Here is a 16,180-nt window from a genome sequence, read left to right as displayed (position 1 = left end):
TCAGCCCGCCACGGACAACGGCGGCACGCCGCCACCAGTCACGAGGTCGGCCGCGTCCGCCGGCAGCTGGTCGAGTCCGGCGACCCGCACTCCGGCGACCCCGAGGTCGCTCGGCTCGCGTCCCTCCAGCGCGCCGAGCAGCGCACCCTCGGCCGCGCCGCGCGCCTCCTGGTCGTCGTGGGCGACGTCGTGGACCAGCAGGCCCAGGCGGGGCCCGTCGGGGACGTCGACCGCGAGCGCCCAGACCTGGACGCCCTGGGCGGTCGAGCCCGCGAGGCGCCGGGAGACGTCCGCGGGCAGGTCGGTCCACGGCCCGACCGAGGACCCGTCGGGCACCGGCGCGAGCAGCCGGCGCAGGCCGACCACCAGGTCGGCCGGCACGTGCATGCCGGACTCGGAGCCCGGGTCCACCGAGACCGAGACCCCCTCCGGGAGTCCCGCGAGGAGCTCGCCCACCGGCGCCTGCAGCAGGCGGTGACCGGGCGGCAGCCGGCGCTGGGCCTCCTCGAGGTCGGTGCGGACCGGGAGCGTCGTGCCGCCGTCGGGGTCCTGGAGCAGCTGCAGACGACCGGAGCCGTCGGCGACCACCAGCACCCAGGCGGTCAGGAAGTCCCAGGGGTCGGGAAACACGGGGGCACTCATCGCCACGCTCCTGTCTCGGGGTCGCGGGACCACTCGACCAGCTCGCTGCGCGGGTCCTCGAGGCGGTCCAGCGGCACGGTGCCGACCCAGCGTCCTGCGGTCTCGTGCAGGTCGTGGGCGCGAGCGACGGCGGCGTCCGCAGTCGAGACGCGAGCGGCCCGCGCCCCGAACCCCTCGACCCGCACCTCGGCCCCGGCCACCGTCGCGCGGAGCTGGGCGACCTGGAAGATGCGGTCGACCTCGTCCTGGCCGACGGTGCGGTCCGGGACCTCGCGCACCGCGTCGTCGTCCACGGCGACCGTCGCCAGGTGCACCTGCCCGTCCGCGACGCGCGCGACCGCCCACTCCTCGGCCCCGATCGTCGCCCAGGTGCCGGGGGCATGCAGCCCGCCCGGTCCGGCCGGGGCCGTCCGCTGCCACGCGACCGGGGTCCGCTCGCGGGGCGGCTCGGGGTCCCGGCGCAGCCGGGCGAGCAGGCCGCGCCCGCTCCCGCCGTGCACCGTGACGCCGGTGTAGCGGTCACGCAGCCGCACGCCGGCCTGGTCCTCGACCCACTCGAAGTCGGGGCTCAGCTCGACCTCGCGCTCGAGTGCCTCGCGGTCCAGCGCGTGGCGAGCCCTGCCCACCGGCGCGAGCTCGGGTCGCCGGGACGCCTGGAGCTCGACCGCGACGCTGTTGCCGCGGCGCTCCTCGGCCTCGGCCACCAGGGCGAGGGGACCGAGCGGGCCGAGGATCCGTGAGGGGGTCCGGGTCATGCGCTCCTCAGTCCTGGGTCGCGAAGGCGGTGTCGCCGACGTAGCCGGTCCCGCGGGCTCCCGTGCGGAACCCGTTGGGCACCTCGTGGAGGTGACCGGCCTGTGACGTGTCGAGGATGCCAGGACCGACCGTGGTCGTGTCGTGCAGCCGCACCCCGAGGGACCCGTTGCCGAGGTGGCTGTTGACGATCGTGCCGATGTCGCCGCGACTCGCGCCGGCCGGGATGTCGACGACGTTGCCCGCCCGGTCCAGCAGGGACAGGTCGCCCGTGGCCAGGCCCTGGTTGATGTCGAGGAAGTACTGGGTGCCGCCGCCCGAGCCGAAGTGCGGGTTGGCGTGGACGACCCCGGTGGCCGCGTCGATCGGGTTGTTCACCTCGAGCGGCACCATGTGGCCGCGGTAGCCGGCGAACTGGGTGCCGGCCGGCCCGGGGCCCACCTGCAGGTGCTCCCAGACGGCCGGCGCGGAGTAGCCCATGCGCTCGGCGGTGCCGGCCTCGGTCGCGTAGAAGCCCAGCCCACCGGCTCCGGCCTCGATGCGGCTGCCCGGCTGCAGCACGGTCGGGACGTAGCGGTCGATGCCGGGGTAGGGCGCCGCGCCCTGCCACAGCCGCGCCTGGCTGACGCTGGAGGCGTAGGGCGTCGCGGCCTCCATGAAGGCCGAGGTCGTGCGCAGCCGCGCCGCCCTGCTCCAGATCACCGAGAGCCCGGCGTCGTTGCCCAGGACGCGGACGACCGCGCGCATGCCGGGCACGAAGCCCGTGCGGATCACGTCGGCCTGCGCGGCCATCTGCCGGCCCATCGTCACCAGTCGACCGCCGACCAGGCCGCCGGCCTTGGCGAGCCCACCGAGCGCGAACGCCGCCCGCAGCTCGGCCAGCGTGGTCAGCCCCTTGGTGCCGGGGATGCAGCCCAGCAGCGCGAGACCCACCTCCCACAGGGAGCCCTCGCCCTTCATGTACTTCGCGATCGCGTCGGCCAGCAGCACCAGGGCGGCGGCGAACACGACCCACGCCAGCGGCCCGCCGATGATGAGGGCGACCACGCCGAGGACCGCCACGACGACCTTGGCGATCTGCACGACCACGTGCCACGCCTCGCCGGCCCAGTCCTTGAGCTTGTCCCACCGTGACCGCTCCGGGATGCCGGCCTCCGCCGCGTCGTGGATGCGCTCGGCCGTCGTGCGCCCGTCGGACTCGCGCAGGTGCTTGGCGTCGAGCGCGAGCCGCCGCGCGGCGTCGAGCCGCGACTGCGCCGCGGACACGGCCGCGTCGGCCGAGGACCGCGCCGCCTGCGCCGAGTGCAGCCGCGCGCGGGCGTCGCGCACCTGCTCGGGGGTCGGGGTGAGCGACGGGTCGGTCAGCACCGCCGCACCGGAGGCGTGCGACAGCGAGGACGCCGCAGCGGCGGCCCGCCGCTTGGCCTCCTCGAGGTCGGCGTGCGCCGCACGCCCGCGGTCCAGCGCCGCGTCGGCGTCGTGCTGGTGGGTCTCGAGGCGGCCGGCCCACCACGACAGCGCGTCGGAGGCCCGGCCGTAGGAGTCGGCGCACTTGCCCAGCTGGCCCGGCAGGTCCTCGGTCTTGGACCGGAACGCGTCACCGGCCTCGCCGATCCACCTGCCCAGCGCCTCGTCGCCCATCAGCTGACGCAGCCGGCGCTCACCCCACGCCGCGTCGTCGGCGACGACCGACCACGTGCGCGCCATCCGGCGTACGGCGGCGGGAGACCCCGGCGTGGGGTCGCCCTCCAGGTCCAGCACCCACCAGTCGGTCGGCCGCGCCATCACCGGTCTCCTGTCCGTGCGGTCGATGCGGTCGGTTCGAGCGGTACGACCCGGAACGTGCCCGTGATCGCGTCGAAGAGGTCGAGCAGGTCCTCGGCCAGCGCCACCACGGGCGACCCGGCCGAGACCACGAAGTACTTGTTCATGCCGGGCACCCGCACGAACGTCTGCATGAAGACGGTGCGGACGTAGCCGCCGGCGACCGGCAGGTCGTCGACGCCGTAGGAGCGGGCGCAGTCGGCCGGGGCGTCGCCCAGCCGGACGGCGGTCACGGAGGTGAACCGCCCGTCGTCGGTGCGGGGCACGGTCTCGAGCGTGCCGAGCAGGTCCTGGGTGTCCTCCGCGCCGACCGGGCCCCGCACGAGCGAGACGGTCAGCGACGCGGTGATCGGACCCTCGTCGGTCGGGTGGACCAGGCAGGCCGCGTAGGCGGCGCCGGAGTCCCACGCCGTGGCGGCCTCCTCGCGCAGGATGCGCATGACACCCTGGCGGGCCTCCCACAGCTCCTGCTGGCCGCGCAGGCGGTCCTCCACCAGCCGGCGTACGGCGTCGTCGCGCGTGGCGGGCGCCAGGTCCAGCTCGAACCAGCTCTCGGGGACGGTGAGGGCGAAGCCGACCCGGTCCTCGAGCCCGGCGGCCGCGGGACCGCTCACCGCCGGTCCATCTGCTCGGTGAGCTGGGTGGCCAGCTCGGCGTCGGTCTTCTCGTAGGCGCCGGCGGACTCGGCGAGGATCTCGCCCATCGCCTCGATGTTCTTGTCGATCTGGCCGCGTCCGTCGTCCCAGTGGTTCTCGAACGCGTCCAGCGCGTCGTACACCCGGCCGTCGCCGACGTCGTCGCGGGCGGCCTCGACGACCGAGCGCGTGGCATCGAGGGTCGAGCGCACGGAGCGGATGGTGCTCGCGAGCGTGCGGAGGCCGCTCACGTCAACGGACAGGTCGGGCACGACCCTCACCCCCAGGTGGTCACGTCGGTCGGAGGAACCGGTGCGCCGCCGGCAGGGACGGCGGCGCACCGGACCCGAGTCACTTGTTGAGCGCCGAGGCCAGCTGCTCGTCGGTGTCCTGCAGCGCCTTGGCGGCCTGGGAGAGGTACTCGCCCATGCCGTCGAGACCCTCGATGGTCTTGTTGACGCCGGTGTTGAACTCCTCGTAGGAGGTCTGGAACGCCTTCGAGGACTTGTCGGTGACGTAGCCACCGGAGACCAGCCCGTCGATCATGCTCTTGAGCTTGGCGAGCTGGCCCTCGATCTCCGAGCGCCCGGCCTTGAGCTTGGCGGCGGCGGAGTGCATCTCCTCGTAGGTCACGTTCAGGTTCGACATGATCTCTCCTTCGTTGGTTTCTCTCCGCCGGCCGGACGGCCGGGGCGGGTGGTCGGGGTTGTCTCCCCCCTCCGGGGTCAGCCCCCGATGGCACCTCGTGACCCCGGCGCCAGCTCTGCGACCAGCGCGTCGGTTTCGGGAGCGTGCCTGACCCCGTGCTCGTCGAGCACGGAGTACATCTCGGTGATCGCCGGGTCCAGCCGGTCCGGCGCGTGGGTGGCGAGCACCCGCAGGCGGTCGCGCCACAGCGGCTCGGCCGTCGGCACCAGCCGCAGGCCCATGACCAGGGCCTCCTCGGCCTGCTCGACCCGGCCCGCTGCGACCGCGAGGTCGGCGGCCCGGCGGGCCATCGACGTCACGAGCATCCGGCAGGTGCGCGCCTCACGGGCGAAGGTCAGCCAGGAGTAGTGCACCCCGGAGAACGCCTCGCCGCGCCCGTGGCGCAGCCCGGCGAGCAGGGCGGCGAGCTCGCCCGCACCCTCGGCGCGTGCGGCCGCCGACAGGGCGGCGTAGTCGGTCTCGACCTCGGGGTGCAGGTGCCAGCGCCCGTCGGCGTCGAGGCTCAGGCGCGGGCGGCCCTCGGCGTCACGGCCCAGCCACTCCTGCGCGTCGGCCAGCCGGGCGTCGACCACGTCGCGCTCGGCGCCGCGCGGCCAGAGGCCCGAGACCAGCACGGCCTCGTGCAGGCCCTCGGGGTGCAGCGCCGCCATGACGACGAGCTCGGTCAGCATCTCGCGCCGGGCCGGGTCGAGGTGACCGGGTGCGACGACCTCGACCTGCCCGAGCAGCTGGATGCGCACGGGGCTGCCGGAGCGGCCCGCGCCGGGGTCGTCCGGGGCGGGGGAAGGGGCGACGGGGCGCACCGCGGCGTCGTCCGCGACGTCGGCGGGGCTGACCGAGCCGGCCTCGAACTCGCCCTCGACACGGCGCCGCAGCGCCTCCTCGAGGAGCGCGTGGATCCGGGCCTGGCCCTCGCCGGTGAGGCGTCGGGCCGTGCCACGCACGCCCAGGACACCGCCGTCGAAGGCGCCGGCGCCGTCGACCACGAAGCGCCAGCGGGCGCTGGGGGTGTCACCGACGCAGACGACCGAGACCGCGGTGCGTCCGTTGCCGGAGAGCTCGGCGATCTCGCGGGCCTGCTCGGCCGTCGGGGTGCCGGAGGCGAAGACGACCACCGGAGGAGCGTCCGACGCGGCGCCGCGCTGACGTCCCTGCAGGACGCCCTCGACCCCGAGCTCGGCGGCGACCCGGCTGACCCGCTCGCGACCGCGGCGGGCCTCCTCGAGCGCCTCGTCGAGGCCGCTGACGTGGCGCACGCCGGAGCGGTTGAGGTCGGCCAGCTCGTCGCCGAAACCGGCCATCACGACGCTGACCCGGTCGGCCCAGGCGTGCGTGGCGAGCTCGAGCGCCATGGCCATCACGACCTCGCGTGCGATCTCGGCGCTGCCGCCGATGGCGACGAGGCCGGGAGCCATCTCGAGGTCGACGAGGAGGTCGAAGCCGTGGGACTCGGCGACGTTGACCAGGCAGGGGTACGGCGCGGGGGCGCCCTGGTTGGGCGGGGTCACCTCGTCGGCGTGGACGGTCCACGACAGGCCGTCCTCGGAGACCGACCACGGGGCCGCGGGGGCCTCGTCGGCCGGCACCGAGCGGGCCAGGTGGAGCACGACCTGCCGGTCGTCGACGTAGGCGAAGAGCACCTCGGGCATGCGCTGGGAGTGGGCCAGACGGGTCTCGGCCAGCCCCCGCAGGGCGTCGTCGACCAGCTGCGAGCGACGCAGCGCGGCCGCCCGGGTCACGTCGAGCGCGTCGGGGTCGGGCTCCCCGAACGGTCCGCGGCGCGCGGTGAGCGCCCGGGCCACGCCGGCCAGGACCAGGCCGCCGCCGAGGAGCAGCGACCCGAGCGCACCGGCGCGGTCCTGCTCGGGCGCGACGAAGGAGCCGCCACCCGGCTGGCTGGCCTGCTGCGTGGCGGAGCCGCCGGCCTGCGCCGCCGCGCCGCCCTCGGCGCCGGCCGTGGCCGCCGTCGTGCCAGGGCCGCGGTCGGGCGTGGGAGCGGGCGTCGAGCGGACCCCCGGGCCCTTGGCGTCGCCGGGCAGGCGCAGCTGCCAGCCGGGACGGATCAGGTCGGCGTCGGTGAGGCGGCTGCCGTCGGGCTGGAGCCGGTCCTTGTTGAGCTCGAAGATCTCCTTGTAGCGGAACGGGTCGCCCATCGTGCGCTCGGCGATGTCCCACAGGGTGTCGTGGTTGCGGCCCTGCGGCGGCCGGACCTCGTAGTGCTTGAGGTGCTGCCCGGGGGCGAGGTCCACGTGCGCGGCCTGGTCGGCGTCGACCTGGGCCTGCGCCTGGCCGAGCGCGTCCACGACGACCTGCTGGTCCATCACCTGCACGACCGGCGCGCTCGGGCGCGCCGGCTCGTGGTCGGCGCCCAGGGCGGTCACGCCGCCTGCCAGGGTCGCGCCGCCGGCGAGGAGCAGGATGCTGGCGACCAGCTGGCGCGCGAGGCTCTGGGAGCCCCCGCCGAGGAGCACCTGGCGCGGCACGCGGCCCGACCGGAAGGCGCGCCACTCGGTGAGGAAGCAGACGACGAAGTGGGCCCACGCGACCCACACGACCGCGGCCAGCACCTTGATCACCAGCATCGGTGTCAGGTCGGCGGTCAGCCACGCGGTCGAGGGCGCCGTGGTGGGCAGCGGGTTGCCGACGCCGAGCACCAGCCCGACCGGCACGCCGACGACCAGGAGGAGCGCGCCCAGGACGGCGAGCAGCGCCGTACCGGTGCGACGTCGGGGGGCGGCACCTCCGCGCGGGAGCGTGTCGGGTCGCACCTGCGTGCGGCCCCGGGGCCTGTCCGGTGCAGTCGTCCTCATCGACGGCTCCCCTCTCTCGTGTCTCGGGCCGCTCTCCCACGGCCCGTCGGGCTCAGCTGACGACCAGCGCCTGGATCTCGGTGACCGGGAGCGGCGTGACCTGGGACTTCTGGAAGGTGTTGAAGCGGCTGCGCACCCCGCCGACGATCGTGTCGACCGCCCAGGTCGCGGTGATCTCCACCGGGTAGGCAGGCTGGCCCTCGGAGGTCGTCATCGGCTGGCCCGAGGAGGAGTGGGAGTACTGCCACCAGCACGCCTCCACGTCGGTGGTGCTGGGGTTGTCGCCGCGCTCGGCGTGGTAGCCGGTGCCCGGGCAGCTGACCGACTCGCGCGCGTCCTTGCCGAGCGGCTTGACGGTCACGCCGACCACGTGGGCGTCGAGGGTCACGGTCGGCGTCTCCACCGTCACGTGGTCGTCGGTGCCGTCGACGAACGAGGTCCACGCCCCGACGCGCGGCTGCGTGGACGGGGTGGGTACGGCGACCGGGAACGGCACCGTGCCCTGCCGCAGGTCGGCCAGGGCGTTGAGCTTGTCGTCCTTCTCGACCTTGGCGTCGTTGCGGATCCAGACGATCGAGACGCTGATCTCGGCCTGGCGCACCTGCTCGCCGAGCTTGGGGTCGACCAGGCAGTACTCCCAGTACCAGGTCGAGCCCTCCGGCCCCGGAGTGTTCTCGTAGCTGAGCCCGGCCAGCTCCGAGGCGTCGAGCGCCTTGTGCGAGCAGCCGGGGAGGTCCTTGACGCCCTCGGCGCCGAAGTACTCCTTGACGGTCTGGCCCTCGCCGGCCCCGTTGCCGCAGGAGACGCCGAGGAAGTTGGGGGTCGAGACGACCGAGCAGTTGCTCACCGTGCCGTAGGACGGGCCGGAGGAGGAGTAGGGGTCGCTCGTGTTGCTCGGGCCGTCGCTCGCGGGCGGGCCGGACGGCGCCGGGCCGGGGTCACCCGGCTTCATGCCGGTCGCCATCGCAGGCGAGGCGCCGAGCGCCAGCACGAGTGCGGTGGTGAACGCCGCCGTGCGTGCGAGCCGGCGTCGGTTGGTGTCGTGCATCGAATCCCCCATCATCAGAACGGCCGACCCTTCACGACCGTCTTCTCACAGCTGCGGTTCTCGCCGATCATGTCCTCGACCCGCCACTTGCCTCCGGCGCGCACGAGCGTGAACTTGCCCGCCTCGACGTCGCGCGACTTGACCGGCGCCTTGGACTTGCGGTCGACGGTGAAGCCCTGGAGCCACACGCACATCGGGACCTCCGCGCGTCCGCCTCCGAGGTCGCGGACCCCGACCGGGGTGAACGGCAGCGGCCCCGGGAAGAGGTTGGGGAAGTCCTCGTTGAAGTAGCGCTGGAAGTTCTTCAGCCCGGCGTCGGTCACGAACGGACGGATGCGCGTCATGCTCTTGTCGCCCTTGTTCACGGCCAGGGCGGCGGCGCGCGCCAGGTTGCGCGCGACCTTGACCTGAGGACGGTCCTCGAACCGCGACAAGGGACGCAGGGTCGGGGTGGGACTCGGGGTCGGCGTGGGGGTGGCGCTGGTCGACTCGGGCGTCGTCGAGGACGACGCGGGTGCGGGGGGCGCCTCGGCTGCCGTGTCGTCCCCGCCGCAGGCGGCGAGTCCGGTCGAGAGCAGCAGAGCGCCGCTCAGCGCGGCACACATCCGGGTGCGAGACGTCGTCACGGTGGTGGTGTTCCCCCCTCGAGAATCAGCAGTGCAAAACCTTAACCCGGTTCGCCCGAAAAGGTTATTTCGGGCTCTTGTTCCTTCCCGACCTGGGGAGAACGTCCGTCGGCTCATGGCTCGATCGCCTCATCGATGCCCTCGTAGGGGCGGGCCCGCGCGTCGCCGGTGGCGTCCAGCGACCGCACGCCGATCAGCCCGAGCAGCGTCGTCTGGATCTGGGTGGTCACCTGGGTGACCACGACGAGCCGGCGCGAGTCGGTGCTCGAGACCCGGTCGATTCGCAGGAAGCGGCAGGTGCGCACCTGGCCGAGCTCCTCGACGCGCGCGCAGTAGGTGTCGACCCGCTCCCGGGCCAGCACCGGGTCGAGCTCGAGCTGGTCGGCCGCGACGTCGACCCCCTGCGCCCCCGCCCGGGCCGCCTCCTCGGCGAACGCCACCGCCTCGCCGCGGGCGTTGAGCTGCCGCGAGGCGTCGATGACCAGCCCGCCCATGAGGAGCAGGAACATCGCGATGATCGGGACGGCCGGCGCGAGCGACCCGCGCTCGTCGCGCGCCCTCACTCCAGCCCCCGGTAGGGGTCGAGCATGGAGGTGAACGACGACCTCGCGGTGATGTCACCCGGCGCCCCCGGGAGCCCCAGGTCGGACAGCGCGTAGTCGCACTCCGCGTCCACCGTGATCGGCTCGCCGGGCACGAAGTTGTCCGAGACGGTCACCCTCACCGACTGCCGGCACGAGCGCGGCAGGTCGACGATCGCCGCGTCGACCACACGCCGGGCGCGGTCCTTGGCCTCGTCGTAGGACCGGGCGATCGTCGCGCTGCGCGCCGCGTCGCGCGTGCCGGACTCCAGCGTGCCGTTGACCTGGGCGGCCCGGCCGTAGGCGTAGATCAGGCCGAAGATGAGCAGCAGGGACGGGATGATGATCGCCATCTCGATCGCCATCGAGCCGCGTTCGTCGCGCCGGCTCATGGCGCCGCCTGGTCGGGCTCGAAGCGCTCGACCGCGCCCTCGGCGTGGGCCGTGGCCCGCAGCTGCAGGCCCGGCACGAGCGTGATCACCTCGCCCTGCACGTCCATCGTCACCCGGCCCGCGCCCTCGTCGTACGACGACGTGGCGACCGGGCTGAGCAGCGCCTCACGGCCCACGGAGAGGGCATAGCTCTCGGTGTTGCGCTTCACGTCCCGGCGGATGTCGTCGTAGACGTCCCGGGTCTGGGCCAGCCGCAGCTGGGAGACCCCCTCACGTGCTGCCTGGATGGCGACCGTCCTGCCGTAGAAGAACAGGCCGGCCTGGATCACCAGGAAGATCAGGAAGATCAGGCCGGGCGCCAGGAACGACAGCTCCAGCGCGCTCGCACCGGACTCGGTGCGAGCGTGCGGAGTACGACGTCCCGGACGCATCGGTCAGCAGCAGGCGGGGTGGCTCAGGGAGCGCACTCGACGTTGGCGGGCTGGTTGGCGCAGTCCTCCAGCTGCCCGCTCTTGGTGTCGATGATCCGGAAGATCACTGCCGCGATGATCGAGGCGGCGACCACGACGGCAGCGGCGATGAGCGCCCACTCCAGGACGGTCGCGCCGCGCTCGTCGCGGCGCGAGGCCCGGAGGCGGGTGAGCAGCGTGTGGAGGTTCATGCGGTTTGCCTTTCGGTGCTGGGTCTGGGGGTCAGGCGGCCAGGAGCTGGGACACGGCGGGGTAGGCCAGGAAGATCAGGAACGCGGTGCTGATGAGCATCTGTGCCACGAGCATCGACTGGGACTTCTCGCCCTCGGCGCCCTCGGCGGCGGTCAGCTCCTTGCGGCGCATCGTGGCGGCGCGGGCGCTGAGCGAGCTGCGGATCTTGGCGCCGTCGTCGGCGGCCAGGGACAGCGCACCGGCGAGGTCCTGCAGCTCCTCGAGGCCGATGTCGCGGCCGAGGTCGCCCAGCGCCACCCACGGGGTCGTGCCGTAGAGCCGGGCGTTGGCCAGCGCCTGGCGGATGCGGACCAGCGTCCAGTGGTCGCTGACCGTCGCCGCGGCGAGCAGCGCCTCGGGGAGGCCGCGACCCCCGGCGAGGTTCATCGCGACGAGGTCGAGGAAGACCCCGACCGTGCGGCGGAAGTCGTTGCGCCGGGTGGCGGCCTCGCTCTTGAGCGCGAGGTCGGGCATGAAGAACCCGAACGCCGCCAGGCCCAGCGCGAGGATCGCCGGCACCGCGGTCGGCAGGTTCATCCCGCTGATCCGCAGCACCGACCAGACCACCGGCGCCAGCAGGAACAGCAGGCCGCCGACGGCCACCTTGGTGGCCAGGTGCGAGCCGCGCGTGCGCCCCATGAGCGCCAGGTCGGTGCGGATCCCGCCGAGCTCCCAGCCTCGGTCGACGGCCATCACCTCGAGCCGGTCGGCCAGGCGGTTCATCGCCCCCTGCACGTGGCCGGAGAGCCCGTCGGCCTCCGACGCCGTCATCGTGTGGGTGCTCATCGAGCGCTGGCCGCCCTCGATGCGCGCGATCATCGTGGCCACGCCGGGACGCGGGCGCAGGAACACCCGCACCAGGGCGTAGACGCCGAGTCCGGTCAGCGCACCGGTGAGCAGGGCCCAGGTCACGCGCCGACCTCCGTCCGCCGGTCACGGATGGACGGCGCCTCGCCGACGATCTGGTCGGCCGCGACGACGTCGACCACGAGGAAGCGGTCGACCTTGCTCGGGCTGGCCAGCTTGCGCAGCCACAGCAGGCCGCCGAGGAACAGCATCGCCACGATCGCGAGCGTCACCTGGCCACCGAAGGAGTCGTACGGCGCGACGTACTTGCGGTTGAAGACGGTGAGACCACCCATCATGCCCAGCACGATCAGCAGGACGATCCGCACGCTGCGGCGGATGCTGCGCCGGCTCGCCTCGATGCGCCGGCGCATGTCGAGCTCCTCGCGGATCGAGGCCGACAGCGCGGTCAGCACGTCGCGCAGGCCGGGTCCGCGCAGCCGCGCGTTGAGGATCAGCGAGGCGCAGACCACGTCCGCGCTCGAGTCGTCGAGGTCGTCGGCGAAGGCCATGAGGGCGGCCGGGAGCGGCTCGCGGATGCGCAGGCGGTCGACGAGGAGGTTGAGCGACGGGCGGATCGAGGACCCCGCGGTCGCCGCGGTCGCGGGGATCGCCTGCTCCAGGCCGATCGCGCCCGCGATGGTGTCGCGCAGCGACTCGGTCCAGGAGGCCAGGGCCTCGAGCCGGGTGATGCCCCGCTTCTCGGCCGCCGAGGAGCCCGCGATGCGGTCCCAGTACGCCGCCAGCAGGCCGAGCGCGACCGCCGCCACGATCCAGCCGGTGCCGAGGAGGACGACCAGGCCCACCCCGAAGCCCCACACCATCCGCTTGGTGCGCTCCTGCATCCCGCCGCTCGTGCGGCGCCGACCCGGTCGCCCGGCCGGGCGCTGCGGCAGCCCGACGACGGCGAGCACCGCCACGAACAGGCCGAGCCCCAGGACCGCTCCCGCGAGGAGCGCTCCCGTCGTGCCGCCGAGGAGGTCGGACATGCTCAGCCCCACCGCGCGAGGGTGTCGGACTCGTAGCCGTGCTCGACCAGGTCGTCGATGCAGGAGATCGTGGCGTGCGGCACCGCCTGGCCGTCGCGGCCGACGGTGAAGACCTCGCTCGACAGCACGCGGCCGTCGACGCCGGTCACCTCGCGGATGCTCTCCACGACCCGGCTCATGCCGCCGCCGGCGTGGTAGTCGTTGCGCTTGCGGAGGAAGACCACGAAGTTGATCGAGCCCGAGATCAGCATGTGCGTCGCCTCGACCGGGAGGCGCTCGCTGGCCTGCAGGGCATAGGTCGCGATGCGGTTGAACACCTCGAGCGAGGAGTTGGCGTGGATCGTCGACAGCGAGCCGTCGTTGCCCTGGCTCATCGCGTTGAGCATCGTCACGATCTCGTCGCCGAGGACCTCACCGACGATGACGCGGGAGGGGTTCTGCCGCAGCGAGCGCCGCACCAGCTCGGCCATCGTGACCCCGCCGAGGCCCTCGGAGTTGGGCAGCCGCTCCTCGAAGGCCACGACGTTGGGGTGGGCGTCCTCGAACTTGTCCAGCCCGAGCTCCATCGCCCGCTCCACGGTGATCAGGCGCTCGTGCGGCGGGATCTCACCTGCGAGCGCACGCAGCAGCGTCGTCTTCCCGGAGTTGGTCGAGCCCGCGATCATGATGTTCTTGCGCGCCCTGACCGCGGCCTTGAGGAACGAGGCGACCTGCGCGGTCATCGTGCCGTTGCCGACCAGGTCGTCGAGACTGACCTTGCCCAGCCGGGCCCGCCGCAGCGAGATGCTCGGCCGCGCGCAGACCGCCATCACCGCCGACAGGCGCGAGCCGTCGGGCAGGCGCAGGTCGAGCTGCGGGTTGGCCGAGTCGAAGGGACGTGACGCCAGGCCGACGCTCGAGGCGAGGATCTGGATCAGCTCGATCAGCTCCTCGTCGCTGTCGGCGACGGGGTCGGCCAGCTCCTCGCGGCCGTCGGCGTACTGCACGAAGACGCGGTCGTAGCCGTTGATGTCGATGTTCTCGACCTCGGGGTTCTCCAGCAGGGGCTGGAGCCGGCCGACACCGAACAGCGCCGCGTGGACGGCGGAGGCGACGACCTCCTCCTCCTCGGCGGTCGGCGGGGTGCGTCCGTCGGTGATCTCACCGCGGGCGTAGTCCTCGAGCACCTGCACGATGAGCGAGCGGGCGAACTGCCGCTCGTCCTCGGCCGACATCGGGGTGCGGCCCAGGACCTCGTCGCTGCGGCGCTGCTGGTTGAGCCGGTCGGCCACCTGGCTGCGCAGCCGCCGCACGAGCATGGGGTCGGCGGTGCGGGTCGCCAGTCGCTGCTCGCTCATGCGGTGGCCGCCTCGGTCTCGTCGGCGCCCCGCGGGGCGGGCTCCTCGCGGTGGTCGGGGTGGTCGGGGTGGTCGGGGTGGTCGGGGTCGGCCGCGGGCCCGTCGGCCGGGGGCACGGGGCGCAGCGGCGCCAGCTCGGCGTACGCCGCGTCGGCGAGCGTGCGACCGCTGCGCGCCAGCAGCGTGCGCTCGGGGCGGTAGACCTCGCCGCCCTCGAACATCACGACCGCCTTGGGGTCGTGCGCGACGACGCCGAGGTCCTGGACCCAGCGCCAGTCACCGCGGATCGTGGCCACCGCCGCCTCGCAGTCAGCCTTCTGCTGGGCGGTCGCGACGCCGACGAGCCCCACCCGGGTCGGGCTGTCGGACAGGTGGTCGGCGAGGGCCTCGAGGCGTCGGCGGGTGTGCAGGACGTTCCACGCCGTGGGGCGGTAGACGACCAGCAGCGCATCGGCATGGTGGACCAGGGCGAGATGGGGTGACTGGGAGTGGACCTGCCCGGCGTCGACGACCACGTCGGCGCCGGGGTAGCGCGCGAACGCCTCGGCGAGGGTCGTCCAGAGCGGGCCCACGGCGCGGGACTGCTCGGGACCGGCGAGGCCGGCGAGCACCCGCTGGCCGCCCAGGGCGGTCTGGGAGTGCTCCCGCACCAGTTCGGGGGTGACACCGCGGCGGGCCAGTGGCAGGAGCGAGAGGAGGCCACGGTCGCGGTCGAGGGCGCGGCCGTCCAGCCGCGGGAGGCGCAGGGCGACGTCACCGCCGCTGGGGTCGGCGTCGACCAGCAGGGTGTCCTGGGGCCACAGCGCCGCCACGAGCATGGCGGTGGTGGAGGCCCCGGGCGCGCCCTTGGCCGACATCACGGTCACGAGGGCCATCAGGTCACCTCTTGACCAGGTCGACGACCGGCGTGGTGCCCGCGGGCAGGAGGGTCAGGGCGATGCTGTTGCTCGAGGCCAGGTCGGCGACCGCACCCGCGTCCTTGTCGGGCACCAGCACCGAGACGCTGAGCTGGCCGGAGCCACCGCCACTGCCCACGGCGACCACCTTGGCCGCGCGGACGATCGAGTCGCCGGGCTGGGCCGCCCCGCTGGACTGGTCACCCGAGCCCGAGACGTAGACGAGCTGGACCACGTCACCCGACCTGAGCCGCTCGGTCGTGCGGCGGGTGATGTCGACGACCACTCCCACCACTTGGGCGCCCGCCGGCACGATCCTCTCGCCGGTGAACATGAACCGGTTGACCAGCGTGCCCTGGGGGACGTAGGCGACCGCGTGGGTGCCGATGAAGTTCCTGATCGCGGCCGCGTCGACCGTGGCCCCGCCGTCCGCGGCCACCCGCGCGGTCGTCAGGTCGGCGGCGGTGACGACCTGCCCGACCTCGATGTCCTGACGGGCGACCAGCACCTCCTCGCGGCTCCCGCTGCGGTAGGCCACGAGCGCGCTGCCCAGGGCCCCGACGAGCACGAGCAGGAGGGCCAGGGCCGCCAGGGCGGGACGCCGGTCACGACGGGCGACGGGCAGGCGTCCGCGGGCGGGCGCCGGGCCGGTGACGGTGCTCATGAGTGGTGCGTCCCCCTCGTTCCCCAGATGACGATGCGAGCGCGAGGGTATCCGGTTCAGCCCGTATCGCCCCAGTCGGGCCGAACGGCTCCCCCCACCTGTCCGGGAGCACTATGCCCGGCTTGTCCGCAATTCACACTCGGCCGTTCGGAGGACGGACCTCCCCGGTGGGCAAGGGCGACAGCCCCGGTTTGGCGAAGGGCCTGCCGGGACACCACGCGGCATGTCGACAGATGCCATCGTCCTGCTCCGTCAGGACCACAAGGAGATCGAGAAGGCCTTCAAGGCGTTCGAGAAGGCCGGCGAGCAGGCACACAAGGAGAAGGGTCGCCTGGTCGACCGGATCATCGAGCTGCTCACGGTGCACACCTACATCGAGAACGAGGTGATGTATCCCCGCGTCCGCGAGCTCGTCCCCGACCTCGAGGGCGACATCGACGAGTCCTACGAGGAGCACCACGTCGCCGACCTGCTCGTCATGGAGCTGGTCGGGATGAAGCCCGACGCCGAGCGGTTCGACGCCAAGACGACCGTCCTCATCGAGAACGTGCGCCACCACATCGAGGAGGAGGAGCAGGAGTGGTTCCCCAAGGTCCGGGAGGCCCTCGGCCGCAAGGCGCTCCAGGACCTCGGCGCGAACCTCGAGCTGGCGCGCAAGAAGGCCCCCCGCAAGCCCTCGCAGCCGAGCGCCCTCAAGAAGACCGTGGACGCGGTCATCAAGTAGCCAC

19 protein-coding genes are annotated in these 16,180 nt (G+C 73.6%); 1 reads left to right on the top strand and 18 read right to left on the bottom strand.

The window, feature by feature from the left end:
• From J2S63_RS13525 to J2S63_RS13440, 18 genes are all read right to left on the bottom strand, one after another.
• Positions 1–642 (bottom strand): SseB family protein, encoded by a 642-nt coding sequence (locus J2S63_RS13525; protein ID WP_310303123.1) that lies wholly within the window; start codon positions 640–642, stop codon positions 1–3.
• A complete protein-coding gene (locus tag J2S63_RS13520) occupies positions 639–1,397 on the bottom strand; it encodes a hypothetical protein (protein ID WP_310303120.1) in 759 nt (252 codons plus the stop codon). The genes J2S63_RS13525 and J2S63_RS13520 overlap by 4 nt, the downstream gene beginning before the upstream one ends.
• 7 nt (positions 1,398–1,404) lie before the next feature.
• Complete coding sequence (locus J2S63_RS13515; RefSeq protein WP_310303118.1) at positions 1,405–3,180, bottom strand: putative T7SS-secreted protein; 1,776 nt, start codon at positions 3,178–3,180, stop codon at positions 1,405–1,407.
• Complete coding sequence (locus J2S63_RS13510; RefSeq protein ID WP_310303116.1) at positions 3,180–3,833, bottom strand: hypothetical protein; 654 nt, start codon at positions 3,831–3,833, stop codon at positions 3,180–3,182. The genes J2S63_RS13515 and J2S63_RS13510 overlap by 1 nt, the downstream gene beginning before the upstream one ends.
• Positions 3,830–4,126, bottom strand: coding sequence for a DUF6317 family protein (locus tag J2S63_RS13505; protein WP_310303114.1), 297 nt, complete (start codon positions 4,124–4,126; stop codon positions 3,830–3,832). The genes J2S63_RS13510 and J2S63_RS13505 overlap by 4 nt, the downstream gene beginning before the upstream one ends.
• A gap of 79 nt (positions 4,127–4,205) precedes the next feature.
• Entirely contained in the window at positions 4,206–4,502 is a 297-nt protein-coding gene (locus tag J2S63_RS13500; RefSeq protein WP_310303110.1) for a WXG100 family type VII secretion target, read from the bottom strand.
• Positions 4,503–4,579: 77 nt separating this feature from the next.
• A complete protein-coding gene (locus tag J2S63_RS13495; protein WP_310303108.1) occupies positions 4,580–7,372 on the bottom strand; it encodes a LysM peptidoglycan-binding domain-containing protein in 2,793 nt (930 codons plus the stop codon).
• 52 nt (positions 7,373–7,424) lie between these two features.
• Complete coding sequence (locus J2S63_RS13490) at positions 7,425–8,420, bottom strand: hypothetical protein (RefSeq protein WP_310303106.1); 996 nt, start codon at positions 8,418–8,420, stop codon at positions 7,425–7,427.
• 14 nt (positions 8,421–8,434) lie between these two features.
• Positions 8,435–9,046 (bottom strand): hypothetical protein, encoded by a 612-nt coding sequence (locus J2S63_RS13485; protein WP_310303104.1) that lies wholly within the window; start codon positions 9,044–9,046, stop codon positions 8,435–8,437.
• Between the two features lie 113 nt (positions 9,047–9,159).
• A complete protein-coding gene (locus tag J2S63_RS13480; RefSeq protein WP_310303102.1) occupies positions 9,160–9,609 on the bottom strand; it encodes a pilus assembly protein TadG-related protein in 450 nt (149 codons plus the stop codon).
• Entirely contained in the window at positions 9,606–10,019 is a 414-nt protein-coding gene (locus J2S63_RS13475; RefSeq protein WP_310303100.1) for a TadE/TadG family type IV pilus assembly protein, read from the bottom strand. The genes J2S63_RS13480 and J2S63_RS13475 overlap by 4 nt, the downstream gene beginning before the upstream one ends.
• Complete coding sequence (locus J2S63_RS13470) at positions 10,016–10,450, bottom strand: TadE/TadG family type IV pilus assembly protein (RefSeq protein WP_310303098.1); 435 nt, start codon at positions 10,448–10,450, stop codon at positions 10,016–10,018. The genes J2S63_RS13475 and J2S63_RS13470 overlap by 4 nt, the downstream gene beginning before the upstream one ends.
• Before the next feature lie 23 nt (positions 10,451–10,473).
• The gene (locus J2S63_RS13465; RefSeq protein ID WP_310303096.1) at positions 10,474–10,680 is read right to left on the bottom strand and encodes a hypothetical protein; all 207 of its coding nucleotides are present in this window, start codon (positions 10,678–10,680) and stop codon (positions 10,474–10,476) included.
• A gap of 31 nt (positions 10,681–10,711) precedes the next feature.
• Positions 10,712–11,632, bottom strand: a complete 921-nt coding sequence (locus J2S63_RS13460) for a type II secretion system F family protein (protein ID WP_310303094.1) — start codon at positions 11,630–11,632, stop codon at positions 10,712–10,714.
• Entirely contained in the window at positions 11,629–12,567 is a 939-nt protein-coding gene (locus J2S63_RS13455) for a type II secretion system F family protein (RefSeq protein ID WP_310303092.1), read from the bottom strand. Before J2S63_RS13455 ends, J2S63_RS13460 begins: the two co-directional genes overlap by 4 nt.
• Positions 12,558–13,892: a TadA family conjugal transfer-associated ATPase gene (locus J2S63_RS13450; protein ID WP_310303090.1), complete on the bottom strand. Its 1,335-nt coding sequence runs from the start codon at positions 13,890–13,892 to the stop codon at positions 12,558–12,560. The genes J2S63_RS13455 and J2S63_RS13450 overlap by 10 nt, the downstream gene beginning before the upstream one ends.
• On the bottom strand, positions 13,889–14,767 hold the full coding sequence (locus tag J2S63_RS13445; RefSeq protein ID WP_310303088.1) for a CpaE/TadZ family protein: 879 nt from the start codon (positions 14,765–14,767) through the stop codon (positions 13,889–13,891). The genes J2S63_RS13450 and J2S63_RS13445 overlap by 4 nt, the downstream gene beginning before the upstream one ends.
• Before the next feature lie 4 nt (positions 14,768–14,771).
• Positions 14,772–15,452 (bottom strand): SAF domain-containing protein, encoded by a 681-nt coding sequence (locus J2S63_RS13440; protein WP_310303086.1) that lies wholly within the window; start codon positions 15,450–15,452, stop codon positions 14,772–14,774.
• A gap of 223 nt (positions 15,453–15,675) precedes the next feature.
• Between J2S63_RS13440 and J2S63_RS13435 the strand changes: the two genes are divergently transcribed.
• Positions 15,676–16,176, top strand: coding sequence for a hemerythrin domain-containing protein (locus tag J2S63_RS13435; RefSeq protein ID WP_310303084.1), 501 nt, complete (start codon positions 15,676–15,678; stop codon positions 16,174–16,176).
• The last annotated feature ends 4 nt before the right edge of the window (positions 16,177–16,180 follow it).

The organism is Nocardioides marmoribigeumensis, from assembly GCF_031458325.1.
GTDB lineage: Bacteria > Actinomycetota > Actinomycetes > Propionibacteriales > Nocardioidaceae > Marmoricola_A > Marmoricola_A marmoribigeumensis.
The sequence above is the reverse complement of the archived record's forward strand: the minus strand, read 5'-3'. Positions and strand labels throughout refer to the sequence as shown.

What these genes read in the sequence shown, in the direction of transcription:
- J2S63_RS13475 (WP_310303100.1), bottom strand. Translation starts at nt 10,019, where the DNA reads ATGAGCCGGCGCGACGAACGCGGCTCGATGGCGATCGAGATGGCGATC.
- J2S63_RS13435 (WP_310303084.1), top strand. Translation starts at nt 15,676, where the DNA reads ATGTCGACAGATGCCATCGTCCTGCTCCGTCAGGACCACAAGGAGATC.
- J2S63_RS13445 (WP_310303088.1), bottom strand. Translation starts at nt 14,767, where the DNA reads ATGGCCCTCGTGACCGTGATGTCGGCCAAGGGCGCGCCCGGGGCCTCC.
- J2S63_RS13495 (WP_310303108.1), bottom strand. Translation starts at nt 7,372, where the DNA reads ATGAGGACGACTGCACCGGACAGGCCCCGGGGCCGCACGCAGGTGCGA.
- J2S63_RS13470 (WP_310303098.1), bottom strand. Translation starts at nt 10,450, where the DNA reads ATGCGTCCGGGACGTCGTACTCCGCACGCTCGCACCGAGTCCGGTGCG.
- J2S63_RS13450 (WP_310303090.1), bottom strand. Translation starts at nt 13,892, where the DNA reads ATGAGCGAGCAGCGACTGGCGACCCGCACCGCCGACCCCATGCTCGTG.
- J2S63_RS13440 (WP_310303086.1), bottom strand. Translation starts at nt 15,452, where the DNA reads ATGAGCACCGTCACCGGCCCGGCGCCCGCCCGCGGACGCCTGCCCGTC.
- J2S63_RS13525 (WP_310303123.1), bottom strand. Translation starts at nt 642, where the DNA reads ATGAGTGCCCCCGTGTTTCCCGACCCCTGGGACTTCCTGACCGCCTGG.
- J2S63_RS13465 (WP_310303096.1), bottom strand. Translation starts at nt 10,680, where the DNA reads ATGAACCTCCACACGCTGCTCACCCGCCTCCGGGCCTCGCGCCGCGAC.
- J2S63_RS13520 (WP_310303120.1), bottom strand. Translation starts at nt 1,397, where the DNA reads ATGACCCGGACCCCCTCACGGATCCTCGGCCCGCTCGGTCCCCTCGCC.
- J2S63_RS13500 (WP_310303110.1), bottom strand. Translation starts at nt 4,502, where the DNA reads ATGTCGAACCTGAACGTGACCTACGAGGAGATGCACTCCGCCGCCGCC.
- J2S63_RS13515 (WP_310303118.1), bottom strand. Translation starts at nt 3,180, where the DNA reads ATGGCGCGGCCGACCGACTGGTGGGTGCTGGACCTGGAGGGCGACCCC.
- J2S63_RS13490 (WP_310303106.1), bottom strand. Translation starts at nt 8,420, where the DNA reads ATGCACGACACCAACCGACGCCGGCTCGCACGCACGGCGGCGTTCACC.